At 60.4% G+C, this 24,345-nt stretch carries 19 protein-coding genes; 12 read left to right on the forward strand and 7 right to left on the reverse strand.

Annotated features, from left to right (window positions below):
* Nucleotides 1-148 precede the first annotated feature (148 nt).
* The 4 genes from ptsP to AC1MEE_RS29585 all read left to right on the forward strand — a co-directional run bounded on the left by ptsP (nt 149) and on the right by AC1MEE_RS29585 (nt 6,932).
* Nucleotides 149-3,052: a phosphoenolpyruvate--protein phosphotransferase gene (gene ptsP / locus AC1MEE_RS29570; RefSeq protein WP_480412955.1), complete on the forward strand. Its 2,904-nt coding sequence runs from the start codon at nt 149-151 to the stop codon at nt 3,050-3,052.
* A complete protein-coding gene (gene pfkB, locus AC1MEE_RS29575) occupies nt 3,052-3,993 on the forward strand; it encodes a 1-phosphofructokinase (RefSeq protein ID WP_480412956.1) in 942 nt (313 codons plus the stop codon). Before ptsP ends, pfkB begins: the two co-directional genes overlap by 1 nt.
* Nucleotides 3,994-4,004: 11 nt before the next feature.
* Nucleotides 4,005-5,744, forward strand: coding sequence for a PTS fructose-like transporter subunit IIB (locus tag AC1MEE_RS29580; protein ID WP_480412957.1), 1,740 nt, complete (start codon nt 4,005-4,007; stop codon nt 5,742-5,744).
* A gap of 246 nt (nt 5,745-5,990) precedes the next feature.
* Nucleotides 5,991-6,932, forward strand: a complete 942-nt coding sequence (locus AC1MEE_RS29585; RefSeq protein ID WP_480412958.1) for an AEC family transporter — start codon at nt 5,991-5,993, stop codon at nt 6,930-6,932.
* On the opposite strand, the gene AC1MEE_RS29590 is transcribed toward AC1MEE_RS29585, so the two are convergent.
* The 6 genes from AC1MEE_RS29590 to gatC form a co-directional block, all read right to left on the reverse strand.
* The gene (locus tag AC1MEE_RS29590; RefSeq protein ID WP_480412959.1) at nt 6,929-7,315 is read right to left on the reverse strand and encodes a carboxymuconolactone decarboxylase family protein; all 387 of its coding nucleotides are present in this window, start codon (nt 7,313-7,315) and stop codon (nt 6,929-6,931) included. The genes AC1MEE_RS29585 and AC1MEE_RS29590 overlap by 4 nt on opposite strands.
* A gap of 13 nt (nt 7,316-7,328) precedes the next feature.
* Nucleotides 7,329-8,390 carry a calcium/sodium antiporter gene (locus tag AC1MEE_RS29595; protein ID WP_480416379.1) on the reverse strand — a complete coding sequence of 354 codons (1,062 nt, stop codon included), beginning with the start codon at nt 8,388-8,390 and terminating at the stop codon, nt 7,329-7,331.
* A 45-nt stretch (nt 8,391-8,435) separates the two neighbouring features.
* Nucleotides 8,436-8,807 (reverse strand): septal ring lytic transglycosylase RlpA family protein, encoded by a 372-nt coding sequence (locus tag AC1MEE_RS29600; RefSeq protein WP_480412960.1) that lies wholly within the window; start codon nt 8,805-8,807, stop codon nt 8,436-8,438.
* Nucleotides 8,808-8,954: 147 nt separating this feature from the next.
* On the reverse strand, nt 8,955-10,400 hold the full coding sequence (gene gatB, locus AC1MEE_RS29605; RefSeq protein ID WP_480412961.1) for an Asp-tRNA(Asn)/Glu-tRNA(Gln) amidotransferase subunit GatB: 1,446 nt from the start codon (nt 10,398-10,400) through the stop codon (nt 8,955-8,957).
* A gap of 11 nt (nt 10,401-10,411) precedes the next feature.
* Nucleotides 10,412-11,863 carry an Asp-tRNA(Asn)/Glu-tRNA(Gln) amidotransferase subunit GatA gene (gene gatA, locus AC1MEE_RS29610; RefSeq protein ID WP_480412962.1) on the reverse strand — a complete coding sequence of 484 codons (1,452 nt, stop codon included), beginning with the start codon at nt 11,861-11,863 and terminating at the stop codon, nt 10,412-10,414.
* Nucleotides 11,864-11,878: 15 nt separating this feature from the next.
* On the reverse strand, nt 11,879-12,166 hold the full coding sequence (gene gatC, locus AC1MEE_RS29615) for an Asp-tRNA(Asn)/Glu-tRNA(Gln) amidotransferase subunit GatC (protein WP_480412963.1): 288 nt from the start codon (nt 12,164-12,166) through the stop codon (nt 11,879-11,881).
* A gap of 208 nt (nt 12,167-12,374) precedes the next feature.
* On the opposite strand from gatC, the gene mreB reads away from it, so the two are divergent.
* The 8 genes from mreB to tldD all read left to right on the forward strand — a co-directional run bounded on the left by mreB (nt 12,375) and on the right by tldD (nt 23,742).
* Nucleotides 12,375-13,412 carry a rod shape-determining protein MreB gene (gene mreB / locus AC1MEE_RS29620; protein ID WP_020292894.1) on the forward strand — a complete coding sequence of 346 codons (1,038 nt, stop codon included), beginning with the start codon at nt 12,375-12,377 and terminating at the stop codon, nt 13,410-13,412.
* 239 nt (nt 13,413-13,651) lie between these two features.
* Nucleotides 13,652-14,764 carry a rod shape-determining protein MreC gene (gene mreC / locus AC1MEE_RS29625; RefSeq protein ID WP_480412964.1) on the forward strand — a complete coding sequence of 371 codons (1,113 nt, stop codon included), beginning with the start codon at nt 13,652-13,654 and terminating at the stop codon, nt 14,762-14,764.
* Nucleotides 14,764-15,255, forward strand: a complete 492-nt coding sequence (gene mreD, locus AC1MEE_RS29630) for a rod shape-determining protein MreD (protein ID WP_480412965.1) — start codon at nt 14,764-14,766, stop codon at nt 15,253-15,255. Before mreC ends, mreD begins: the two co-directional genes overlap by 1 nt.
* Before the next feature lie 118 nt (nt 15,256-15,373).
* Nucleotides 15,374-15,985 carry a Maf family protein gene (locus AC1MEE_RS29635; protein WP_480412966.1) on the forward strand — a complete coding sequence of 204 codons (612 nt, stop codon included), beginning with the start codon at nt 15,374-15,376 and terminating at the stop codon, nt 15,983-15,985.
* Nucleotides 15,982-17,439: a ribonuclease G gene (gene rng, locus AC1MEE_RS29640; RefSeq protein ID WP_480412967.1), complete on the forward strand. Its 1,458-nt coding sequence runs from the start codon at nt 15,982-15,984 to the stop codon at nt 17,437-17,439. The genes AC1MEE_RS29635 and rng overlap by 4 nt, the downstream gene beginning before the upstream one ends.
* Before the next feature lie 145 nt (nt 17,440-17,584).
* On the forward strand, nt 17,585-21,403 hold the full coding sequence (locus AC1MEE_RS29645; protein WP_480412968.1) for a YhdP family protein: 3,819 nt from the start codon (nt 17,585-17,587) through the stop codon (nt 21,401-21,403).
* Between the two features lie 45 nt (nt 21,404-21,448).
* Nucleotides 21,449-22,300 (forward strand): carbon-nitrogen hydrolase family protein, encoded by an 852-nt coding sequence (locus AC1MEE_RS29650; RefSeq protein ID WP_480412969.1) that lies wholly within the window; start codon nt 21,449-21,451, stop codon nt 22,298-22,300.
* Between the two features lie 2 nt (nt 22,301-22,302).
* Nucleotides 22,303-23,742, forward strand: coding sequence for a metalloprotease TldD (gene tldD / locus AC1MEE_RS29655; protein ID WP_480412970.1), 1,440 nt, complete (start codon nt 22,303-22,305; stop codon nt 23,740-23,742).
* Between the two features lie 51 nt (nt 23,743-23,793).
* On the opposite strand, the gene yjgA is transcribed toward tldD, so the two are convergent.
* Nucleotides 23,794-24,315 (reverse strand): ribosome biogenesis factor YjgA, encoded by a 522-nt coding sequence (yjgA, locus tag AC1MEE_RS29660; RefSeq protein WP_480412971.1) that lies wholly within the window; start codon nt 24,313-24,315, stop codon nt 23,794-23,796.
* Nucleotides 24,316-24,345 lie beyond the last annotated feature (30 nt).

Genomic DNA, 24,345 nt, shown 5'->3' on the forward strand with positions numbered 1-24,345 from the left:
AATAAAATTTCTGCCGTAATCAATGAACAGGGGCTGTCAGACAGTTATCTCTTCGTCGCCTAAGCTGTCGCTCAATTCAAACAGTTTTTGTCAAACGGTTCCTAAAACAAGAAACAGGCGCCCAACGGGTGCCACACAGGAGAAAGGCATGCTCGAACTCACCGTAGAGCAAATATCCATGGCCCAGACGGCTGTGGATAAGTCCGCCGCATTGCACCTGCTCGCCGGCAAACTGGAGACCGATGGCCTGGTCGCCGAGGGTTATCTTCAGGGTTTGCAGGGCCGTGAAGCACAAGGCTCGACCTTCCTCGGCCAGGGTATCGCCATCCCCCATGGCACTCCCGAAACCCGTGATCTGGTGTTCGCCACCGGCGTGCGCCTGTTGCAGTTTCCCGACGGCGTGGATTGGGGGGATGGGCAGATCGTTTATCTGGCTATAGGTATAGCCGCCAAATCCGACGAACATTTGCGTTTACTGCAATTACTCACGCGTGCACTGGGCGAGACCGACCTGGGCGAGGCGCTGCGTCAGGCCAAGAATCCCGAGTCGCTGCTCAAATTGCTACAAGGCGCGCCGCAGGAATTGGCCCTCGATGCGCAGATGATCAGTCTCGGCGTGTCGGCGGATGACTTTGAAGAGCTGGTGTGGCGCGGTGCGCGGCTGTTGCGCAAGGCCGACTGCGTCAGCAATGGCTTCGCTGCGGTGCTGCAACAGGTCGAGGCGTTGCCGTTGGGCGACGGTTTGTGGTGGCTGCACAGCGAGCAAACGGTCAAGCGTCCGGGCCTGGCATTCGTCACGCCGGACAAGCCGATTCGCTTTCTGGGTCAGCCGCTTAATGGTTTGTTCTGTCTCGCCAGCCTCGGTGAGGCCCATCAAGCGTTGCTCGAGCGTTTGTGCGCGCTGCTGATCGAAGGCCGGGGTCACGAGCTGGGCCACGCCACCAGCAGCCGCGCGGTGCTGGCAGTGTTGGGCGGCGAGCTGCCGGAGGATTGGCCAAGTCAGTGTGTTGCGCTGGCCAATGCCCATGGTTTGCACGCTCGTCCGGCGAAGATCCTCGCGCAATTGGCCAAAAGTTTCGAGGGCGAGATTCGGGTGCGCATGGTCGACAGCAGCGAAACTGCCGTCTCGGTCAAAAGCCTGACCAAGCTGCTCAGCCTGGGGGCGCGACGCGGCCAGATGCTGGAGTTCATTGCTGAACCGAGCATCGCCGCCGATGCCTTGCCAGCGCTGATCGCGGCGGTGCAGGAAGGTTTGGGCGAGGCGGTCGAAGCATTGCCTCAGGAAACCACGCCGATCATCGCCGCCTTGTCGGTGGTGGAAGAGCGACTGCCAGCCCTGATTGCGCCCGCCGATGGCAGCGTGATCCAGGCCATCGCCGCAGCCCCCGGTATTGCCGTGGGTCCGGCGCATATTCAGGTGCCGCCGACCTTCGATTTCCCTGAGCGTGGCGAGTCCACTGCTGCCGAACACCAGCGCTTGCAGCAAGCATTGGTCGAGGTTCGTCAGGATCTGGAAGGGCTGATCCAGCGCAGCCAGGCCAAAGCCATTCGCGAGATTTTCATCACCCATCAAGAAATGCTCGATGACCCTGGTTTGACCGATGAAGTCGCCACTCGCCTGAAGCAGGGCGAAAGCGCGGCTGCGGCCTGGATCGGGGTGATTGAAGCTGCCGCTCGGCGACAGGAGGTGTTGACCGACGTGTTGCTGGCCGAGCGCGCTGCGGATCTGCGTGATATCGGGCGTCGGGTGCTGGCTCAGCTGTGTGGCGTCGAGACGCTGGTCGAGCCTGAACAGCCATATATTTTGGTGATGGAAGAGGTCGGCCCGTCCGACGTCGCGCGGCTCGACCCCGCGCGAGTCGCGGGTATTCTGACGGCCCGTGGCGGCGCGACGGCGCACAGTGCGATTGTCGCCCGCGCCTTGGGTATTCCAGCGTTGGTCGGCGCGGGTGATGCCGTGCTGCTGATCAAACCGGGCACGCTGTTGCTGCTCGATGGTCAGCGTGGACGTTTGAGCGTCGCGCCGGATTCGGCGGCTTTGCAGCGTGCCACGCAGGAACGCGACACCCGTGCGCAACGCTTGCAGGCTGCTGCGGCGTTGCGCCTGGAACCGGCGTTGACCCGCGACGGGCATGCCGTTGAGGTGTTCGCCAATATCGGCGACAGCGCGGGTACCGCCGTTGCCGTCGAGCAGGGTGCTGAAGGCATTGGCCTGCTGCGCACCGAACTGATTTTCATGGCCCACACCCAGGCGCCGGACGAAGCCACGCAAGAAGTTGAATACCGCCGCGTGCTCGATGCTCTCGCCGGACGGCCATTGGTTGTCCGGACTTTGGATGTGGGCGGTGACAAACCGTTGCCGTACTGGCCGATCGATAAAGAGGAAAACCCTTTCCTCGGCGTGCGCGGGATTCGTCTGACCTTGCAACGTCCGCACATCATGGAAAGCCAGCTGCGGGCCTTGTTGCGCGCTGCGGACAACCGCCCGTTGCGGATCATGTTTCCCATGGTCGGCACCGTCGAAGAGTGGCGCCAGGCGCGAGACATGACGCTGCGCTTGCGCGAGGAAATCCCGGTCGCGGATTTGCAGTTGGGCATCATGATCGAAGTGCCGTCAGCAGCGTTGTTGGCGCCGGTGCTGGCCCGTGAAGTGGACTTCTTCAGCATTGGCACTAACGACTTGACCCAGTACACACTGGCCATCGACCGTGGTCATCCCACGTTGTCGGGGCAGGCCGATGGTTTGCATCCGGCCGTGCTGCAATTGATCGACATCACCGTGCGCGCCGCCCATGCCCATGGCAAATGGGTGGGCATTTGTGGCGAGCTGGCGGCAGACCCGTTGGCAGTGACGGTGTTGGTCGGCCTGGGTGTGGATGAGTTGAGCGTTGCGGCGCGCAGCATTGGCGAAGTCAAAGCCTGCGTGCGTGAATTGAATCTGAGCACGGCCCGGCAGTTGGCGCAGCGAGCACTGACCGTGGGGACTGCCAGCGAAGTGCGCGCACTTGTGGAGGCCGCGTTCATGGAGGCCCGGCTTTTGGAGGTCATGTAATGGCGAAAATTCTGACCCTGACCCTGAACCCCGCGCTGGACCTGACCGTGCAACTGGGTCAGTTGCAGGTGGGGCAGGTCAACCGCAGCGATGCCATGCTCAGCCATGCGGCGGGCAAAGGTATCAACGTTGCGCAAGTGTTGGCCGACCTCGGGCATGAGCTGACGGTGGCCGGCTTTCTTGGCATCGATAACCAGCAGCCGTTCGAAACCCTGTTTGCGCAGCGGCAGTTCGTCGACGAGTTCGTCCGCGTACCGGGGGAAACCCGCAGCAACATCAAACTGGCGGAAAGCAGTGGTCGCATTACCGATCTGAATGGCCCGGGCCCGGACGTCAGTGAGGACGCGCAACAGGCGCTGATGGCCCGACTGGAGCAGATCGCCCCGGGTTTCGAGGTGGTGGTGGTGGCCGGCAGTTTGCCCCGCGGCGTCAGCCCTGAATGGTTGCAAGCGTTGCTGCTGCGCTTGAAAACGCTGGGGTTGAAAGTGGTACTTGATAGCAGTGGTATGGCGTTGCGCGCCGGATTGCTGGCGGGCCCGTGGCTGATCAAACCCAATACCGAAGAGCTGGCCGAAGCCCTGGATGCGCCGATCATTTCCATCGAGGCGCAGGCTGAAGTCGCGCGCCGTCTGCACGCACAAGGTGTCGAGCATGTGGTGATTTCCCAAGGCTCGGAGGGTGTGCACTGGTTCAGTTCCGCTGTGGCGCTGCAAGCCTTGCCGCCCAAAGTGGAAGTTGCCAGCACTGTGGGTGCCGGCGATTCACTTTTGGCCGGGATGGTTCACGGACTGCTCAGTGGTCATTCACCACAACAGACCTTGCGCACCGCCACTGCGATTGCCGCGATGGCGGTGACGCAGATTGGCTTTGGCATCAGCGATGCGGCGCAACTGAAGCTGCTTGAAAAGGGCGTCAGCGTGCGTGCCCTGACAGAACAATAAGAGGGATTGTAATGAAGTTAGTCATTGTTACCGCTTGCCCGAACGGCAAGGTCAGCAGCGTGCTTAGCGCAAGGTTGCTGGAGGCTGCGGCGCTGCGCCAGGGCTGGAATACCAGCGTCGAAATTCATGATCCGCAGCATCCCGACAAGCAAATGTCGCCCGAGGTGATCCTGGCTGCCGATTGGGTATTGGTGGTGAACACCGGGCCGCTGGACCTGAGCCGTTTCGTCGGCAAGCGCCTGTTCCAGGCGACACCGGCCCATGCGTTGCAGGATGTCGAAGGGTTTCTGCGAACGGCGGCCGAGCAGGCAGCGATCTATGCCGCCCCGCAAGCCGAACCGCAGTCGGCGGTGATAAGCAGCACCGCTCAGCCACGCCTGGTTGCCGTGACCGCCTGCCCGACCGGGGTCGCCCACACCTTTATGGCCGCCGAAGCCATTCAGCAAGCCGCCAAGCGTCTTGGCTACGACCTGCAAGTCGAAACCCAGGGCTCGGTCGGTGCGCGTAACCCGCTCAGTGCCCAGGCCATTGCCGAGGCCGATGCGGTGTTGCTCGCGGCGGACATTGAGGTCAATACCGAGCGTTTCGCCGGTAAGCGCATCTACCGTTGCGGCACCGGTATCGCCCTCAAGCAAGCGGAAGCAACCCTGAAAAAAGCCTTGGCCGAAGGGCAGGTCGAGTCCTCGGCCAACGCCGGTCAAGCTTCATCGAGGCAGGAAAAAACCGGGGTCTACAAACATCTGCTGACCGGCGTGTCGTTCATGCTGCCGATGGTGGTGGCGGGTGGTTTATTGATCGCGCTGTCGTTCGTCTTCGGCATTACTGCGTTCAAAGAGCCGGGCACGTTGGCCGCGGCGTTGATGCAAATCGGTGGCGACACCGCGTTCAAACTGATGGTGCCGTTGCTCGCGGGCTACATCGCCTACTCCATCGCCGACCGCCCGGGCCTGGCGCCGGGGATGATCGGCGGCTTGCTCGCCAGCACCTTGGGTGCCGGTTTCATTGGCGGGATCATTGCCGGTTTTCTGGCCGGTTACAGCGCCAAGGCGATCAATCGTTATGCGCGTCTGCCGGCCAGTATCGAGGCGCTCAAACCGATTCTGATCATTCCGCTGCTCGCGAGTTTGTTCACCGGGCTGGTGATGATCTACGTGGTCGGCAAGCCGGTCGCCGGCATGCTCCTGGGTTTGACCCATTTCCTCGACAGCATGGGGACGACCAACGCCATTCTGCTGGGCGTGTTGCTCGGCGCGATGATGTGCGTCGATCTTGGCGGGCCGATCAACAAGGCGTCTTACGCGTTCTCGGTCGGGCTGCTGGCGTCGCAGAGTTATGCACCGATGGCCGCCGTCATGGCGGCGGGTATGGTGCCGCCGATTGGCATGGGCATCGCCAGCTTCATCGCTCGGCACAAATTCGCTCAAAGTGAGCGCGAGGCCGGCAAGGCTGCGCTGGTGCTGGGCTTGTGCTTTATCTCCGAAGGCGCCATTCCGTTCGCGGCGAAAGACCCCTTGCGGGTGATTCCGGCCGGAGTGGCCGGCGGCGCGCTGACGGGCGCTTTGTCGATGTTTTTCGGCTGCAAACTGATGGCGCCCCACGGTGGTCTGTTCGTGATGTTGATCCCCAACGCGATCAACCATGCGCTGCTGTATTTGCTCGCCATCGTGGCCGGTAGCTTGCTGACGGGCGTGGCTTATGCGGTGTTGAAACGACCCGAAGTGGTGGAGCTGGAAGGGGTGCCGGTGGTCTGACGGACCGCCGACTTCATGTAGGAGCGCGCTTGCCCGCGATGGAGTGCGAAGCGCTCCCAAAATGCTGAATACAGTTCTAATGTCAGAATAGAGTTCGCTGATTTTGCGACTGCTCCGCAGCCGATCGCGGGCAAGCGCGCTCCTACAAGGGGCGGGTGCGCCCTACAAAACGCAAATTCCCTGCGGCTTTGGCGCCTTCGCTCGCTTATCATTAGCCCCCTAACGACGGGTCAGGGTTTAGACGGCATGCTGGGTATATTTTTAGAAACCCTGAACATCACCGCGCCGGTGTTCGCCATGTTGTTTCTCGGCGTGGTACTCAAGCGGGTGGGCTGGATCAACGACAGCTTTATCCACACAGCGTCGGCACTGGTGTTCAACGTCACCATGCCGGCGCTGCTGTTTCTCGGCATTATTCATGCGGATCTGAGCGCGGCGTTAAAGCCTGCGTTGTTGGCGTATTTCTTCGTGGCGACAGTGGTGAGCTTTGCCCTGGCCTGGGGGTGGGCGATCTGGCGTTGCCCGTATGAAGATCGCGGGATTTTTACCCAGGGCTCGTTTCGCGGTAACAACGGGGTGATCGGCCTTGCGCTGGCCGGCAGTATGTATGGCAGCTACGGCATCTCCCTGGGTGCGATCCTCGCAGCGTTGGTGATTCTGTTTTACAACACACTGTCGACCATCGTTTTGGCGGTCTATAGCCCGGTGGTCAAGTCCGACCCGTGGAGTGTGTTCAAAAGCGTTCTGAGCAATCCTTTGATCATCAGCGTGCTGGCGGCTGCGCCTTTTGCCTATTTCAAGATCGGTTTGCCCGGCTGGCTGCAAATGTCCGGAGAATACCTGGCGCAGATGACGTTGCCCCTGGCCCTGATCTGCATTGGCGGCACCTTGTCGCTGGTGGTGTTACGCAAGAGCGGGGACATGGCGGTCAGCGCCAGCCTGATGAAAATGGTCTGGCTGCCAGTGATCAGTACATTGGGCGCCTGGCTCTGCGGCTTTCGCGGGGCGGAGCTGGGGATCCTGTTCCTGTACTTCGGCAGTCCGACCGCCTCCGCCAGTTTCGTGATGGCGCGAGCGGCCAACGGTAATCATGAACTGGCGGCGGCGATTATCGTCATCACCACCCTGGCAGCGGCGGTGACGACCAACATCGGCATTTTCTTTCTGCAATGGGGCGGCTGGATTTAGTCCGCTTTCTTGTACGTGTCGATCACTTCCTGCGCCGCCCGAAACGCGTCGATCGCTGCGGGTACGCCGGCATATACAGCGCAATGCAGCAGCGCTTCACGAATCTCTTCGACGGTGCAGCCATTGTTCAACGCGCCGCGCACATGGCCTTTGAGCTCTTGCGGGCATTTGAGCGCGGTGAGCGCGGCGAGGGTGATCAGGCTGCGGGTTTTCAGCGGTAGACCTTCGCGCTTCCAGACGCTGCCCCATGCGTGTTCGTTGATGAAGTCCTGTAGCGGCTGAGTGAAGTCGGTGGCGTTGCCCAGCGCGCGGTCGACGAATTCATCACCCATTACCTGGCGACGCATCTGCTCGCCGTTACTGCTGTCATGGTTATCGCTCATCACACTCTCCTCGTTAGTGTTGGCGCCGCCAGGCTCGAACTGTGCCGAACGCTAGAAAGACGGCGAGCAGGGGTAGCACGAAATGAATCATCAGCTTTTCAAGGGTGTCGGCCAGCGGCATCCCGGTGGTGAACGAGATGATGTGTAGCCCATAGGCCAAGTACAACGCCAGCAGCAGCAAGCCCTCGACGCGGGTTACCCGGTAGCCTGAATAGAACACCGGCAGGCATAGCACGGCAACGGCCAGCATGACCGGTAGATCGAAATCCAGCGCATTGGGCGATACCGATAACGGGCTCGGCGCGATCAGGGCGGTCAGGCCGAGCACGCCCAGCAGATTGAACAGGTTGCTGCCGATCACGTTTCCAACCGCGATATCCCGTTCGCCGCGCAACGCCGCAATCAATGAGGTGGTCAGTGCCGGTAACGAGGTGCTGACGGCGATAACGGTGAGTCCGATGACCCGTTCGGACAGGCCCAGATTCTGGGCGATCACCACGGCCGCTTGCACCAATAAACGTCCGCCCAGCACCAGCAGGACCAGACCGCAAGCCATCATCGCGAGGCTGCTGAACCACGGTGCACGCGTGGTTTGTGCTTGAGTGGGTGCGTTTTTCTGAGGGTGGCTGTGGCGGCCGCCATGGGCGGACTGGCGCAGCAGGATCAGCAGGTAAAGCAGCAAGGCAACCAGCAGGATCGAACCGTCGAGGGCGCCGAGTTCGCCGTTGTACGAGAGACCGAAGACCAGCAGGCTGGCGCCGATCATCAGCGGAATATCCACGCGTACCACTTGCCGGGCAACACGCAGCGGAATGATCAGCGCCGAGAAGCCAAGAGTTACCAGTACATTGAAGATATTGCTGCCGACCACGCTGCCCACGGCAATGTCGGGGCTGTCGGAAAAGGCCGCTTGCAGGCCGACGGCCATTTGCGGGGCGCTGCTGCCTAACGCGACCACTGTCAGGGCGATGATCAGCGGACGAACCTTGAGGCTGGCGGCCAGGCGCACGGCGGCGCGCACCGACAGCTCAGCACCGATCACCAGCATGAGCAGGCCGCCAAACAGCTGAATCAGATTCGGCAGCGGAAGCTTCGATAGCTCGAGAATTCAAATCACCCGTCAGTCGCTCAAGGTCTGCACACGCACTCGCGTTACTCCACTACGCAGCATACCCAGTTGTTCGGCGGCTTTGCGTGACAAATCGATCAGGCGCCCACGGGTGTGCGGGCCGCGATCGTTGACGCGAACCACGACAGTTCTGTCGTTGTTCAGGTTGGTGACCAGTAAGCGAGTGCCAAAAGGCAGTTCGCGGTGAGCGGCGGTCAGGGCATTCTGATTGAAGCGTTCGCCACTGGCGGTACGTTTGCCCTGATGTTTGATGCCGTAGTAAGAAGCACCACCGACTTCGTTGTAACCACGCGGGTCGATGTTATGGCCGGCGCAACCGGCCAGCAGTGTCAGTAATGCAAGAGCGCTGAAGAGCCTCCACATGGTGTTTGGTCCTTCATTATCGGCTGCAAATTCCTTGTAGGAGCTGCCGAAGGCTGCGATCGACCGGGGACCGGTCGCCTTCTTGAAATTGCCGAAGGCCCTACGGGCCTTATCGCAGCCTTCGGCAGCTCCTACAGGGGGGATGTATCAGCCTTGGAGTTTACTTTTCAGTAATTCGTTCACTTGTTGCGGGTTGGCTTTGCCCTTGGACGCTTTCATCGCCTGGCCGACGAAGAAGCCGAACATCTTGCCGCGTTTGGCTTCATCGGCAGCACGATAATCCGCAACCTGTTGCGCATTGGCAGCGAGCATCTCGTCAAGCATCGACTCGATGGCACCGCTGTCGGTGACTTGTTTCAGGCCGCGTTGCTCGATCACTTCATCAGCGCTGCCTTCACCGTTGGCCATGGCCTCGAAGACCATCTTGGCGATCTTGCCGGAGATGGTGTTGTCGGTGATGCGCAACAGCATGCCACCCAGTTGCTCGGCACTGACCGGCGATTGTTCGATTTCCAGGCCCAGCTTGTTCAGCAGGCTGCCCAGTTCGACCATGACCCAGTTGGCGGCCAGCTTGGCGTCGCCGCCGATGCTCACCACTTTTTCGAAGTAATCGGCTTGCTCGCGGCTCGAAGCCAGCACGCTGGCGTCATAGGCCGACAGCCCGAACTGCGCCTGGAAGCGTTCACGCTTCTGCGGCGGCAACTCTGGCAGCGTGGCGCGGGTTTCGACCAGGAATGAATCATCGATCACCACCGGCAGCAGGTCTGGATCGGGGAAGTAACGGTAGTCGTTGGCTTCCTCCTTGCTGCGCATGGGACGGGTTTCGTCCTTGCTCGGGTCATACAGGCGGGTTTGTTGAATGACCCGGCCGCCGTCTTCGATCAGCTCGATCTGACGCTGCACTTCGGTGTTGATCGCCTTCTCGATGAAGCGGAACGAGTTGACGTTCTTGATCTCGCAGCGGGTGCCGAACTCAACCTGGCCCTTTGGCCGGATCGACACGTTGCAGTCGCAGCGCAGCGAGCCTTCGGCCATGTTGCCGTCGCAGATGTCCAGGTAACGGACCAGCGCGTGCATGGCTTTGACATAGGCCACGGCTTCCTTGGCGGAGCGCATGTCCGGCTCGGAAACGATTTCCAGCAGCGGCGTGCCGGCGCGGTTCAGGTCGATCCCGGTCATGCCGCTGAAGTCTTCATGCAGGCTTTTGCCGGCATCTTCTTCCAGGTGCGCGCGGGTAATGCCGACGCGTTTGACCGTGCCGTCTTCCAGGGTGATGTCCAGATGGCCTTTGCCGACGATCGGCAATTCCATCTGGCTGATCTGGTAGCCCTTGGGCAGGTCAGGGTAGAAGTAGTTCTTGCGCGCAAACACGTTGTGCTGGCCGATCTCGGCGTCGATCGCCAGACCGAACTTGACTGCCATGCGCACCGCTTCCTGGTTCAGCACCGGCAATACGCCGGGCATGCCCAGGTCGATCAGGCTGGCCTGGGTATTGGGCTCAGAGCCGAACGTGGTGCTGCTGCCGGAGAAAATCTTCGATTGGGTCGAGAGCTGGGTATGAATCTCCAGCCCGATCACAACTTCCCATTGCATGTGTTTTCTCCTTAGAAGCCTGGTGGGGTGCGCGTATGCCAGTCAGTGACCTGCTGGTATTGATGCGCGACATTGAGCAGGCGGCCTTCCTGGAAATACGGGGCGAGCAATTGCACGCCGACCGGCAGGCCCCCGGCGAAACCGGCAGGCATGGACAAGCCCGGCAAGCCCGCGAGGTTGGCAGTGATGGTGTAGAAGTCTTCCAGATAGGCAGAAATCGGGTCGTTGTTCTTGGCGCCGATTTTCCAGGCCGGGTTAGGCGTGGTCGGACCGAGGATCACGTCGACTTCAGCGAAGGCGTTCATGAAGTCGTTCTTGATCAGACGTCGAATTTTCTGCGCTTGCAGGTAATAAGCGTCGTAATAACCGGCCGACAGCGCGTAGGCGCCGACCAGGATCCGTCGCTGAACTTCCGGGCCGAAGCCTTCGGCACGCGAGCGCTTGTACAGGTCTTCCAGGTTTTTCGGGTCTTCGCAGCGATAGCCAAAGCGCACGCCGTCGAAGCGCGACAGGTTGGAAGACGCTTCTGCCGGGGCGATCACGTAGTAGGCCGGGATAGCGTGTTGCAGGTTCGGCAGGCTGACTTCCTTGACCACGGCACCGAGCTTTTCCAGCTCTTTGACGCTTTCAAGCACCAGCTCGGCGATGCGCGGGTCGAGACCGGGGCCGAAGTATTCTTTCGGGATGCCGATGCGCAGGCCTTGCAGCGAGCCATTGAGGCTGGCGGAGTAATCCGGCACAGGCTCGTCGATGCTGGTGGAGTCCTGGGGATCGAAGCCGGCCATGCCTTGCAGCAGCAGGGCACAGTCTTCGGCGGTGCGCGCCATCGGGCCAGCCTGATCGAGACTGGAGGCGTAAGCGATCATGCCCCAGCGCGAAACACGACCGTACGTCGGTTTCAGGCCGGTGAGGTTGGTCAGTGCCGCCGGTTGGCGAATCGAACCGCCGGTGTCAGTGCCGGTCGCGGCAGGCAACAGACGAGCGGCAACGGCCGCTGCCGAGCCACCGGACGAGCCGCCGGGAACGTGTTCGAGGTTCCACGGGTTTTTTACCGCGCCGTAGTAGCTCGATTCGTTGGCAGAGCCCATGGCAAATTCGTCCATGTTGGTCTTGCCCAGCGTTACTGTGCCGGCTGCCGCCAGCTTGGCGACGACGGTGGCGTCGTACGGCGCTTTAAAGTTGTCGAGCATCTTCGAGCCGCAGCTGGTGCGAACCCCCTGGGTGCAGAACAAGTCTTTATGCGCCAGCGGGACGCCCAGCAGGGGGCCGTTCTCACCGGCAGCGCGGCGGGCATCGGCGGCTTGCGCTTGAGCGATGGCCAGGTCTTCGGTGAGGGTGATGAAGCTATTGAGCTGTGGGTCGAGCTGGGCAATACGCGCCAGCAGAACCCGGGTCAATTCTTCGGAAGAAAACTTTTTGTCGGCGAGTCCGCGGGCGATCTCGGCCAGAGTCATATGATGCATTGAAGGCTCTTTCCCTTACTCGATGACTTTCGGAACCAGATACAGGCCTTTTTCGACCGCTGGCGCGATGGCTTGGTAAGTGTCGCGATTATTACGCTCGGTCACCACGTCCGCCCGCAGGCGCTGGGAGGCTTCGAGCGGGTGAGCCAGCGGCTCTATACCGGTGGTATCGACGGCCTGCATCTGATCGACCAGCGCGAGGATACTATTAAGTGCTTCGGTAGTACGCGGGATATCGGCGTCATTCAGGCCAAGTCGTGCCAGATGAGCGATTTTTTCCACGTCGGAGCGGTCAAGCGCCATGGGAATCTCCAGTGGAATACAGACAAACGGAGTCTGTGTGTTAGATTGCGGAACACTATCGCATTTCTACGGTCATAAGGCCGCGAACGTCTAGGGTCGTGCTCGGAAAAACAGCCAATTTAACATATTGGCTCCTTGCCCAAAATCCCTGTCGTTGTTAGAGTTTGCCGCACTTTTTTACCCACGCGTTGCCCAGGGTCCCTTTCCCATGTTCAAGAAACTGCGTGGCATGTTTTCCAGCGATCTTTCGATTGACCTGGGCACTGCCAACACCCTTATTTACGTGCGTGAGCGCGGTATCGTTCTGAATGAACCGTCGGTTGTGGCCATTCGCACCCACGGCAACCAGAAGAGCGTCGTTGCTGTCGGGATGGAAGCCAAGCGCATGCTAGGCCGTACTCCAGGCAACATTGCGGCCATTCGCCCAATGAAAGACGGCGTCATTGCCGACTTCAGCGTGTGCGAAAAAATGCTGCAGTACTTCATCAACAAGGTTCACGAAAACAGCTTTCTGCAGCCCAGCCCTCGTGTGCTGATCTGCGTACCGTGCAAATCCACTCAGGTGGAGCGTCGGGCGATTCGTGAGTCAGCCCTTGGTGCCGGTGCTCGCGAAGTATTTCTGATCGAAGAGCCAATGGCTGCTGCGATCGGTGCCGGCCTGCCGGTTGAAGAAGCGCGCGGTTCGATGGTGGTCGATATCGGTGGTGGTACCACTGAAATCGCGCTGATCTCCCTCAACGGTGTGGTTTACGCCGAATCCGTACGGGTAGGCGGCGACCGTTTCGACGAAGCGATCATCACTTATGTGCGTCGTAACTACGGCAGCCTGATCGGTGAATCCACCGCAGAGCGCATCAAGCAGGAAATCGGTACGGCCTACCCGGGCGGTGAAGTGCGTGAAGTCGACGTACGTGGCCGTAACCTGGCCGAAGGCGTCCCGCGCGCTTTCACCCTGAACTCCAACGAAGTGCTCGAAGCGTTGCAGGAATCCTTGGCGACCATCGTTCAGGCGGTGAAAAGCGCCCTGGAACAATCGCCGCCGGAACTGGCTTCGGACATCGCCGAGCGTGGTCTGGTGTTGACGGGTGGTGGTGCCTTGCTGCGTGACCTGGACAAGCTGCTGGCTCAGGAAACCGGTCTGCCGGTGATCGTTGCCGAAGACCCGCTGACCTGCGTTGCTCGCGGCGGTGGCCGTGCGCTGGAAATGATGGATAAGCACACCATGGATCTGCTCTCCAGCGAATAAGTTCGTTGAACGCAGGCTTCATGTAGCCTCGTATACGGGTGGCGCCAGTGCTGCCCGTATGCGTTAGGCTGACGCCGAAATAAGGCGTATTTTCTGTCCATCTGCATCCAGGCCGGTTCCATGCCGCATGAATAAGCACAGCCAATTGAAGCTCAATCCGTCGAAGCTCAATCCATCGAAAGCGTGCCTGGGAGGAGCGGCCTATTAAACCGCTTTTCGCAAAAGGCCCCTCACTGGGCGTGCGCCTGCTGGTGCTGGTGGTGTTATCGGTTGCGCTGATGGTGGTGGATGCCCGTTTCACGGTGCTCAAGCCGGTTCGCAGTCAGATGTCGCTGGTATTGATGCAGTCGTACTGGATTGCCGACCTGCCGCAACGCCTCTTTCAGGGTGTTGCCAGCCAGTTCGGCAGTCGTACCGAGCTGCTCGCCGAAAACGAAAAACTCAAGACTGAAGCCTTGCTGCTGCAAGGGCGCCTGCAAAAGCTGGCGGCCTTGACCGAGCAGAACGTGCGTCTGCGCGAATTGCTCAACTCTTCCGCTCTGGTCAATGAAAAGGTCGAAGTGGCCGAATTGATCGGCATGGACCCTAATCCTTTCACCCATCGCATCATCATCAATAAAGGTGAGCGCGATGGCGTGGTCCTCGGTCAGCCGGTACTCGATGCCCGCGGCCTGATGGGGCAAGTGGTCGAACTGATGCCGTACACCTCGCGGGTACTGTTGCTGACAGACACCACCCACAGCATCCCGGTACAGGTCAATCGCAATGGCCTGCGCGCCATCGCCAGCGGCACCGGTAACCCGGAACGCCTGGAGCTGCGCCACGTTGCCGACACCGCCGATATCAAGGAAGGTGACCTGTTGGTGAGCTCCGGCCTTGGTCAGCGTTTCCCGGCGGGTTATCCGGTGGCGACGGTCAAGGAAGTGATTCATGACTCAGGCCAGCCGTTCGCCATTGTGCGTGCCGTGCCGACTGCCGCGCTGAACCGCAGTCGTTACCTGTTGCTGGTGTTCAGTGATGGCCGCTCGCCCGAGCAGCGTGCCACTGATGCCGCGCAAGCCCAGGAAGCGATGGATCGGCAAGCCGCCGACCCTTCGGCGCCCGCCACCAATCCTTCAGTACCTGCTGTGATCACCCCTGGCGGACCCCATGCTTCGCCTGCCGGGCCCCATAGCTTGCCGGCATCCACTGTCCCGCACGCCCCGGCGACTCCGGCTGCCTCGCACGCCAATCCAGCTTCCGCCGCCGGTCCCGCTCATGCACCGGCAAATCCGGTTACCAAACCGCCCGTCAAGCCCGCCGCGACCAAACCACCGGTCGCCGCGCCTGCTACGCCTCGAGGGAGGGAATAATGGTTGGTCTCGCCCGTGCAAAAAACGGCTGGGTGGTCTGGTTCAGCTTCGCGCTTGGTCTGCTGCTGAGTGTTTCGCCGCTGCCGCAGTTCATGGAAATCTTCCGTCCGCTGTGGCTGGCGCTGCTGTTGGCGTTCTGGGCGCTGACGCTGCCGCAAAAGATCGGGATGACCACCGCCTGGCTACTGGGCTTGGCCGAAGACGTGCTTTACGGCACGTTGCTGGGGCAGAACGCGTTGATTCTGACCCTGATTACCTTCCTTGTGATGTCCTTGCAGCAGCGCCTGCGCACGTTCCCGATGTGGCAGCAAAGCCTGGTCATCCTGGTGATCTTCGGTCTGGCGCAGTTGGTTCAACTCTGGCTCAGTGCCCTGACTGGCAATCGTCAACCGACGCTTGCACTGGTGCTGCCGGCGCTGGTCAGCGCGTTGCTGTGGCCATGGGTGAGTTATGGCCTGCGTGGCTTGAGTAAACGCTTGAGTATCTATTGAGCGGATCGTAAATCCGTCCGACGTTTCGCACGGTTGCGTTTTTCGCATAGAGGCACTTGTCGCATAGCCCTTATTGCTTAGTGGCAACGCCCACGATCATCGACAAGGAGATGTCCTTATGCCCCCGCTTTATCTGGCTTCTGGCTCGCCGCGCCGCCGTGAATTGTTGACGCAGATCGGCGTGCCCTTCACCGCGCTCAACGCGCAAATCGATGAAAACCCTTTGCCCGACGAGACGCCAGCGGCCTACGTCGAACGGCTGGCGCGCGGCAAGGCCGAGGCCGGTATGGCGCTGCTGGCGGACAGTGAAGGGGATTCGAGCCCCTGCGTGCTGGGCGCCGACACCGCAGTGGTGCTCGATGGTCGAATCCTCGGTAAGCCGATTGACGAAGCCGATGCCCTGGCGATGCTGAGCGCCTTGTCCGATCGTGAACACGAAGTGCTGACCGCCATCGCGGTCCTCGACAATCAGAACTGTGAAACCCTTGTGGTACGGAGTCTGGTGCGGTTCCGGCCGATTCAGGTTCAGGAAGCTCAGGCCTACTGGGCCAGCGGCGAACCGCAGGACAAGGCGGGTGGTTACGCCATTCAAGGGCTGGCGGCGATTTTCGTCGACGGCCTGCACGGCAGTTATTCGGCGGTGGTTGGTTTGCCGTTGTGCGAAACCGCAGAACTGCTCAGCCGTTTCGGCATACCCTGTTGGCAACGCCTGGAAGGTAATAAGCCATGAGTGAAGAGATTCTGATCAACATCACGCCGATGGAGTCGCGCGTGGCAGTGGTTGAGAACGGTGTGCTGCAGGAAGTCCACGTTGAGCGGACCCAGCGTCGCGGTATCGTTGGCAACATTTATAAGGGCAAAGTCGTGCGGGTACTGCCCGGCATGCAAGCGGCCTTCATCGACATCGGTCTGGATCGCGCGGCGTTTATTCACGCCTCGGAAATTTCCATGCGCGAAGGCCCGTCCGTCGAAAGCATCAGTGCGCTGGTTCACGAAGGCCAGAGCCTGGTGGTACAGGTCACCAAGGATCCGATCGGCAGCAAAGGCGCACGCCTCACCACGCAATTGTCGATTCCGTCGCGCTATCTGGTGTACATGCCCCGAACCGCCCACGTCGGGATTTCCTTGAAGATCGAAGACGAAGCCGAGCGTGATCGCCTCAAACAGGTGGTCACCGATTGCGTCGCTCAGGAAGGCATCAAGGAAGCCGGCGGCTTCATCCTGCGTACGGCGGCTGAAGGCGCGGGCGCTGACGAGATCCTGATGGATATCCGTTATCTGCGGCGTCTTTGGGATCAGATCGGCGTGCAGATCCAGACCGTCGGCGCGCCCAGCGTGATTTACGAAGACCTGGGACTGGCCCTGCGTACCCTGCGTGATCTGGTCAGCCCACGTATCGAGAAGATCCGCATCGATTCGCGCGAGACCTTCCAGAAAACCACTCAGTTCGTTGCCGAATTGATGCCGGAGATTGCCGACCGTCTGGAGCATTATCCGGGCGAGCGGCCGATTTTCGACCTGTATGGCGTCGAAGATGAAATCCAGAGAGCCCTGGAGCGCAAGGTACCGCTCAAGTCCGGCGGCTATCTGGTGATCGATCCGGCCGAAGCGATGAGCACCATCGACGTCAATACCGGAGCGTTCGTCGGTCATCGCAATCTGGAAGAAACCATCTTCAAGACCAACCTCGAGGCGGCGACCGCGATTGCCCGTCAGCTGCGCCTGCGCAATCTGGGTGGGATCATCATCATCGACTTCATTGACATGGAGGACGGCGAGCACCAGCGACAGGTCCTGCGTACGCTGGAGAAACAGCTGGAGCGTGACCACGCCAAGACCAACATCATCGGTATTACCGAGTTGGGTCTGGTGCAAATGACCCGTAAACGCACCCGCGAAAGCCTGGAACAAGTGTTGTGCGAGCCGTGCAGCAGTTGCCAGGGCCGCGGCAAGTTGAAGACGCCTGAGACGGTCTGCTACGAAATTTTTCGCGAAATACTGCGCGAAGCCCGCGCATACCAAGCGGAAGGCTATCGTGTATTGGCCAACCAGAAAGTCGTGGACCGTTTGCTCGATGAGGAGTCGGGCAATGTCGCTGAGTTGGAAGGTTTTATCGGCCGCACCATTCGTTTTCAGGTCGAAACCATGTATTCCCAGGAACAATATGACGTTGTGCTGCTCTGATCAGCGATCCGTCAGATTCAGTACTAACGGCAAGAAGCTTTCTAATGAGTACTATGCGTGGCAAATGAGCAATCCCCAATCCTGCCGATGACTGCACGGCTATGCCGATCACACGTGCATCCCTCGGCCTGGAGGGTCCGCTGACATGGAGCGTCTGATACGCTTTCTTGTCGTCTTGATCCGTTTGGGTCTGGGCGTGTGCGCCCTGTTTTTAGTGCTGACGGCGCTGTACGTCAGCGTGGGTCGTCAACTGGTGCCATTAGTGGCCGAATATCGCTTCGAGGTCGAAATCAAGGCCCGCGCCGTGCTGGACATGCCGCTGAGTATCGGCAGCCTGGAAGGCCGCTGGAGTGGCTTTACCCCGGTGTTGCTGGCCCATGATGTGACGGTGGGTGAGGGCGCCAGCGCGTTGCGTCTGGATCACGTACAGGCGGTGCCCGACCTTTGGGCCAGCCTGATGGCGCACGAAGTGCGCATCGCTCACCTCGAACTCGATGGCCTGCAACTGAACCTCAAGGAAGACAAGGAGGGCCATTGGGCGCTCCAGGGTCTGCCGGTCAAGGACGATAAACCCTTCGATCCTGAGCAGGTGCTGACCCAGATGCGGGCGGTTTCCCGTCTGTCATTGTTCGACAGTCGGATCACTTTGCAGCCATATGGACAGTCACCGCTGGCCTTCACTTACGTCAGCTTCAGTCTGGAGACCGGGGGCGATAGCCAACGTCTGGATGCACGCCTGGACTTGCCTGATGGTCAACCGGTGGCGCTCAGTCTGCGCTCGCGGGTGCAGGCGCAAAACTGGCGGGATGGCGATGCCGATGCCTACCTGAGCCTGCCGCAAAGTGACTGGGCGCACTGGTTGCCGACCAGCCTGACCCAACAATGGACAGTGTCCTCTCTCAAGGCAGGCGGTGAATTTTGGCTGACTTGGAGTAAAGGGACACTGCAAAGTGCTGTGGCGCGCGTCAATGCTCCGCAGCTCAAGGGCACCTATGCCCAACGCAAGGCGACGAAGATCGACAACTTGGCGCTCAACGCCTGGTTCCAGCGCAGCAAAGATGGCTTCAGTCTGTCGCTTGAGTCCTTGGCCATGAACATGGGCGATAAGCGTTGGGAGAGCCGCATCCAGCTCAAACAACAGGCGGCGACCTCTGACATTGATGAGCTGTGGCATGTGCAGGCCGATCGCCTGGACCTGGCGCCCATCACCCCGATCCTTGATTCCCTGGCGCCACTGCCGGAACAACTCATGGTGGTGATCGACAACCTGAAAGTCACCGGTGGCCTACGCAATGTGCTGCTCGATTACCGGCCACAGGCCGTGGGCGACAAACGTTTCAGTTTTGCCGCCAATCTCGACAAGGTCGGCTTCAACGCTTATCACGGTGCGCCGGCGGCCGGCAATGTCAGTGGCAGCATCAGCGGTGACCTGGGTCAGGGCGAACTGCGCCTGGCCACCGATGACTTCATGCTGCATCTGTACCCGATCTTCGCCAAACCCTGGAAATACCAGAAGGCCAATGCCCGACTGACCTGGAAGCTCGATGAGCAGAGCTTCACCCTGATCGCCCCGTATATCAAGGTGCTGGGTGACGAAGGCAAAATCGCCAGTGATTTCTTGATCCGCCTGCACTTCAATGGCTCGCCCCTGGAAGACTACATGGACCTGCGGGTCGGTATGGTCGATGGCGACGGTCGTTATACCGCCAAGTACCTCCCTGCCGTGCTCAGCCCGGCACTGGACGAGTGGCTGAGAACCGCGATACTGGGTGGCGCGGTGGATCAGGGGTTCTTCCAGTATCAGGGGTCACTGCACCACGATGCAGTGGCTGCAGCGCGCAGTATCAGTTTGTTCTTCAAGGTTCATGACGCCACATTGGCTTTCCAGCCGGGCTGGCCGCAGCTCACGGGTGTGGATGGGGATGTGTTTGTCGAAGGCACTGGCGTGCGGATCAAGGCCAGTAAGGGCCGCCTGCTGAATACCCAGGTGAGCAATGTCCTGGTCAATATTCCCCATGCTGCTGAAGGGAAAAACAGCCATCTGTTGGTCGATGGTGACTTCGCAGGCGGCCTGGGCGACGGCGTGAAAATTCTTCAGGAAGCGCCCATCGGTACAGCTGAAGCGTTCGCTGGCTGGCAGGGCGAAGGTCCGTTGCAGGGCAAGCTCAAACTGGACATTCCTCTGGGTAAAGGCGAGGAACCGAAGATTCTGGTGGACTTCAACACTGACGCCGCACGCTTGAAACTGAGCGAGCCACCGTTGGAGCTGACCCAGCTCAAGGGCACTTTTCGCTTCGACAATGCCAAGGGCCTGAGTGGCAACAACATTCGCGCCCAGGCGTTCGAACGCCCGATCACCGCGCAGATTTATGCTGAAGGCAAACCGGGGGCGATCACAACCCGAATCGCCGCCAGTGGCCAGATCGCGGAGAAGAGGCTTGCCGAGTGGCTGGGCGATACTCAGCCGTTGCCAGTGTCTGGCGAGCTACCTTATCAGTTGCAGCTCACCCTCGGTGGGGCAGACAACCAACTGCAGATCAACTCCAATCTCAAAGGTCTGGCCATCGATCTGCCTGCGCCTTTCGGCAAAGGACCTGATGACCCGCGCGACAGCCAGTTTCGCATGACCTTGCAGGGACCTGAGCGACGTTTCTGGGTCACTTACGCCGACCTCGCCAACCTGACGTTCGCCTCCCCCAGCGGCAACATGGCTGAAGGACGGGGTGAGGTGTTTCTCGGTCAGGGCAGTGCAGTGCTTCCTGACGCCAAAGGTTTGAGGGTGCGTGGTGCGCTGTCCGAACTGGACATTGCCCCGTGGAAAACCATGGTCGAGCGCTACGCGGGCAATGACCCTGGCGGTAGCGCCAAGCAGTTGTTGAGCAGCGCAGACCTGCAGATCGGTAAATTGAGCGCGTTGGGGTCCACCCTCGAAAAGGTCAGTGTGCAACTCGATCGAAAAGACACTGCCTGGAATCTGGCCGTCGCGAGTTCACTGCTCAAAGGCACGGCCACTCTGCCCGACGCGAAAACCGCGCCAATTGCCATCAATTTGTTGTTTGTGAAGTTACCGCCGGCCGACCCGAATGCCGCGGCGGTGGAAAATGCACCTGACCCGCTGGCTGACGTCGACCCGCGGCAGATTCCGGCGATGGATATCAAGATCACCCAGCTGTTTCAGGGGGATCAACTGGTCGGCGGATGGTCGCTCAAGGCGCGTCCAACGCCTACGGGCGTAAAGCTCACTGACTTGAGTCTGGGCCTCAAAGGCATGCTGTTGCAGGGCGACGCCAGTTGGGACGGCACGCCAGGATCGACCATCAGCTGGTACAAAGGCCGGGTCGAGGGCAAGAATCTGGCGGATGTGCTCAAGGCCTGGGGTTTTGCGCCAAACGTGACCAGCGAAACATTCGAGATGAACGCCGATGGCCGCTGGCCGGGGTCGCCGGCGTGGGTCGGGCTCAAGCGGTATTCGGGCAGCCTGGATGCGACCTTGCGCAGGGGCCAGTTCGTTGAGGTGGAAGGCGGTGCGCAAGCGTTGCGGGTTTTCGGGCTGCTCAACTTCAACTCCATCGGCCGCCGCTTGCGTCTGGACTTCTCGGACTTGCTCGGCAAGGGCCTGAGCTACGATCAGGTCAAAGGCTTGCTGGTGTCGAGCGATGGCGTGTATGTGACCCGTGACCCGATCACCTTGACCGGGCCTTCGAGTAATCTCGAAATCAACGGTACGCTGGATATGGTCAAGGACCGGGTCGATGCCAAATTGCTGGTGACCTTGCCGGTGACCAACAACTTGCCGATCGCGGCGTTGATCGTTGGTGCCCCCGCGATTGGCGGCGCCCTGTTCCTGGTCGACAAGCTGCTCGGTGATCGGGTAGCGCGTTTTGCCAGTGTGCAGTACCGCATCGAAGGGACCGTGAAAGACCCGAAAGTCGTCTTCGACAAGCCCTTTGAAAAACCCCAATAGCGCGCCATGGAGTACAGTGGCTGCATGTCTTGTCCGGAGCGCGCCATGTCTTTTGCCGTAATTCAAATGGTCAGCCAGAGCGATGTTCTGGCGAATCTGACTCAAGCCCGCCGCCTGCTGGAACAAGCGGCGGCGTCCGGCGCACGCCTTGCGGTGCTGCCGGAAAACTTCGCCGCCATGGGCCGTCGTGATGTCGCCGATATCGGTCGCGCCGAGGCTCAAGGCCAGGGGCCAATCCTGCCATGGTTGAAACTGGCCGCTCGCGACCTCAAGTTATGGATAGTTGCCGGCACGTTGCCGCTGCCACCGAGTGATCGGCCGCAGGGTAAAGTGACCGCGTGTTCTTTGCTGATCGATGAACACGGCGAGCAAGTGGCGCGCTATGACAAGCTGCACCTGTTCGACGTGGATGTTGCCGACAACCGTGGTCGATACCGTGAGTCTGATGACTATGCTCATGGTGACAACGTAGTGGTCGCCGATACGCCGGTGGGGCGTCTGGGTCTGAGCGTGTGTTACGACCTGCGCTTCCCTGAGTTGTACAGTGCGCTGCGTGAAGCGGGCGCGGAATTGATCACAGCACCGTCGGCTTTCACTGCCGTGACCGGCGCTGCGCATTGGGACATTCTGATCCGGGCGCGTGCGATAGAAACCCAGTGCTACCTGCTGGCGGCGGCGCAGGGCGGCGTGCACCCAGGTCCACGGGAAACGTATGGGCATGCCGCGATCATCGACCCTTGGGGTCGGGTGCTGGCGGAGCAGGCCCAAGGCGAAGCGGTGCTGCTGGCCAGGCGCGACAGCGATGAACAGGCGTCCATCAGGGCGCGGATGCCGGTGTCCAATCATCGGCGATTTTTTTCGCAGGACGCATTGCGGCCTGCGCACACTTCGGAGTGAATATGAGCGACTTGTCCTCTGTCAGCGAACACCTTTTAGCACCCGGCGGTCTGAGCCTCGACAGCTTGCAGTCGGTATTGGGCGAGCTGGCCGGACCTGGGATCGACGCGGCTGACCTGTATTTTCAGGGGCAGATTTCCGAGTCCTGGGCGTTGGAAGACGGCATCGTCAAGGAAGGCAGTTTCAACCTCGATCAGGGCGTCGGTGTACGGGCGCAATCGGGCGAAAAAACCGGCTTTGCCTACAGCAATGCGATTACCCCTGAAGCGTTGAGCCTGGCAGCCCGTGCTGCGCGCTCGATTTCCCGCGCCGGGCAGGAAGGCCGGGTGCAGGCGTTCACCACTCAGGATGTTGCCCAGCTGTATGCGCCGGACAACCCGCTGGAAGTGATGACGCGCGCGGAAAAGGTCGAGTTGCTCAAGCGTATCGACGTTGCTACCCGTGCGCTGGATACCCGTATCCAACAGGTGACGGTCAGCATGGCCGGGGTTTGGGAGCGGATTCTGATTGCGTCCACCGATGGCAGCCTGGCGGCGGATGTGCGTCCGCTGGTGCGTTTCAACGTCAGCGTTATTGTCGAGCAGAATGGTCGGCGTGAGCGCGGTGGCCACGGCGGCGGCGGACGCACGGATTACCGGTATTTCCTGACCGATGACCGCGCCATGGGGTACGCCCGTGAAGCCTTGCGTCAGGCGCTGGTCAACCTCGAGGCGATCCCGGCGCCTGCTGGCACATTGCCGGTGGTGCTCGGTTCCGGTTGGTCCGGCGTGCTGCTGCATGAAGCGGTCGGTCATGGTTTGGAAGGCGATTTCAACCGCAAAGGCAGCTCGGCGTATAGCGGGCGCATGGGTGAAATGGTCGCGTCCAAGCTGTGCACGATTGTCGATGACGGCACGTTGGCCGGTCGTCGAGGCTCGTTGACGGTGGACGACGAAGGTACGCCTACCGAATGCACCACGCTGATCGAAAATGGCGTGCTCAAGGGCTACATGCAGGACAAGCTCAACGCACGGTTGATGGGTGTGGCCCGTACCGGCAACGGTCGTCGCGAGTCTTACGCGCACTTGCCGATGCCACGCATGACCAACACCTACATGCTTGGCGGGCAGAGTGATCCTGCGGAAATCATCGCCTCGGTGAAAAAGGGCATCTACTGCGCCAACCTTGGCGGTGGCCAGGTGGACATCACCAGCGGCAAGTTCGTGTTTTCGACCAGTGAAGCCTATTTGATCGAGGACGGCAAAATCACTACGCCGGTCAAAGGTGCAACCTTGATCGGTAACGGGCCGGAAGCCATGAGTCGAGTGTCGATGGTCGGTAACGATCTGGCGCTGGACAGTGGCGTAGGCACCTGCGGCAAGGACGGTCAGTCAGTGCCAGTAGGCGTCGGCCAGCCGACCTTGAAGATCGATGCGATTACAGTAGGCGGTACGGGTTCTTGAAAAAGCTGCACCGGATGAATCGCGCAGTGCGATTCATCCGGTGCATGAGTGCTAACGCAAGCCGCGCTTGGTTTCGTCCAGGTCGCGGATGTACTTGAACAGTTTACGGCTGGCAGCCGGTGGCTTGCTTTGCGCAAGCTCATGCTGAGCCTGGCGGATAAACGAGCGCAGTTGCTGACGATCCGCTTCCGGATAGTCGCCGACAAACTTTTCGAGTACGTCGTCGGTGCCTGTGATCAAACGATCACGCCAGCGTTCCAGACCGTGGAAGCGTTCGTTGTATTGCCGCGTGGAGGCATCGAGTTGATCAAGCAACATCAGAATGGCGTCCAGGTCTTGATCGCGCATCAGTTTGCCGATGAACAGGATATGCCGTTTACGCGCAATGTTTGCGGTGTGCTTGGGCGCTTCGGCCAAGGCCCGGCGCAAAGCGTCGGTCAAGGGCAGCTTCGCCAGCAGGTCAGGCTTGAGTGTGGTCAGGCGCTCACCGAGGTCAACCAGAGCATGTAGCTCGCGTTTGACCTGAGTTTTGCTTTTCTCCCCGTCGAGGGAGTCGTCGTAAGAATCAACCATGGGGGCAGTCCGTAAATAAACGCCGCCATG

Source organism: Pseudomonas sp. ASL3, from assembly GCF_056680425.1.

Excerpts from the sequence above, each read along its gene's own strand:
- AC1MEE_RS29635 (WP_480412966.1), top strand. The coding sequence starts at position 15,374 with ATGCCCCCGCTTTATCTGGCTTCTGGCTCGCCGCGCCGCCGTGAATTG.
- mreB (WP_020292894.1), top strand. The coding sequence starts at position 12,375 with ATGTTCAAGAAACTGCGTGGCATGTTTTCCAGCGATCTTTCGATTGAC.
- AC1MEE_RS29650 (WP_480412969.1), top strand. The coding sequence starts at position 21,449 with ATGTCTTTTGCCGTAATTCAAATGGTCAGCCAGAGCGATGTTCTGGCG.
- AC1MEE_RS29580 (WP_480412957.1), top strand. The coding sequence starts at position 4,005 with ATGAAGTTAGTCATTGTTACCGCTTGCCCGAACGGCAAGGTCAGCAGC.
- gatC (WP_480412963.1), bottom strand. The coding sequence starts at position 12,166 with ATGGCGCTTGACCGCTCCGACGTGGAAAAAATCGCTCATCTGGCACGA.
- tldD (WP_480412970.1), top strand. The coding sequence starts at position 22,303 with ATGAGCGACTTGTCCTCTGTCAGCGAACACCTTTTAGCACCCGGCGGT.
- gatB (WP_480412961.1), bottom strand. The coding sequence starts at position 10,400 with ATGCAATGGGAAGTTGTGATCGGGCTGGAGATTCATACCCAGCTCTCG.
- yjgA (WP_480412971.1), bottom strand. The coding sequence starts at position 24,315 with ATGGTTGATTCTTACGACGACTCCCTCGACGGGGAGAAAAGCAAAACT.
- pfkB (WP_480412956.1), top strand. The coding sequence starts at position 3,052 with ATGGCGAAAATTCTGACCCTGACCCTGAACCCCGCGCTGGACCTGACC.
- AC1MEE_RS29600 (WP_480412960.1), bottom strand. The coding sequence starts at position 8,807 with ATGTGGAGGCTCTTCAGCGCTCTTGCATTACTGACACTGCTGGCCGGT.
- mreD (WP_480412965.1), top strand. The coding sequence starts at position 14,764 with ATGGTTGGTCTCGCCCGTGCAAAAAACGGCTGGGTGGTCTGGTTCAGC.
- ptsP (WP_480412955.1), top strand. The coding sequence starts at position 149 with ATGCTCGAACTCACCGTAGAGCAAATATCCATGGCCCAGACGGCTGTG.
- gatA (WP_480412962.1), bottom strand. The coding sequence starts at position 11,863 with ATGCATCATATGACTCTGGCCGAGATCGCCCGCGGACTCGCCGACAAA.
- AC1MEE_RS29585 (WP_480412958.1), top strand. The coding sequence starts at position 5,991 with ATGCTGGGTATATTTTTAGAAACCCTGAACATCACCGCGCCGGTGTTC.
- rng (WP_480412967.1), top strand. The coding sequence starts at position 15,982 with ATGAGTGAAGAGATTCTGATCAACATCACGCCGATGGAGTCGCGCGTG.
- AC1MEE_RS29590 (WP_480412959.1), bottom strand. The coding sequence starts at position 7,315 with ATGAGCGATAACCATGACAGCAGTAACGGCGAGCAGATGCGTCGCCAG.
- AC1MEE_RS29645 (WP_480412968.1), top strand. The coding sequence starts at position 17,585 with ATGGAGCGTCTGATACGCTTTCTTGTCGTCTTGATCCGTTTGGGTCTG.